Here is a 254-nt window from a genome sequence, read left to right as displayed (position 1 = left end):
ACTCATTGTAGGAAACGCGAAAGCATCTCTCGAGCGCGAGATAGTATGCATCGAGCACAAGAAAGAGTACCGTGGGAATAACAGCGATCAGTGCGTATTTAGGCTTGCCCTTGTCGGCCACGATGACCAAGATTGCAGCGACAAGCGTGATGCACCATGCCTTGCAGGACGCACTGTTCGACGCCATGCGCTGGATGACTGCCTGAGCAATGCTCGGATGTGCCTGCACAGGCGCTGAGTCCTCGCTGTAAGAT

At 54.3% G+C, this 254-nt stretch carries 1 pseudogene; it reads right to left on the bottom strand.

What is annotated here, in order from left to right:
* A pseudogene (locus ACTFO6_RS19160) lies at positions 1-229 on the bottom strand (hypothetical protein); the annotation flags it as partial.
* Positions 230-254: the final 25 nt, after the last annotated feature.

It is taken from the genome of Pelomicrobium sp. G1, assembly GCF_051905455.1.
Lineage (GTDB): Bacteria > Pseudomonadota > Gammaproteobacteria > Burkholderiales > UBA6910 > Pelomicrobium.
This window is presented reverse-complemented; position numbering and strand designations above follow the sequence as displayed.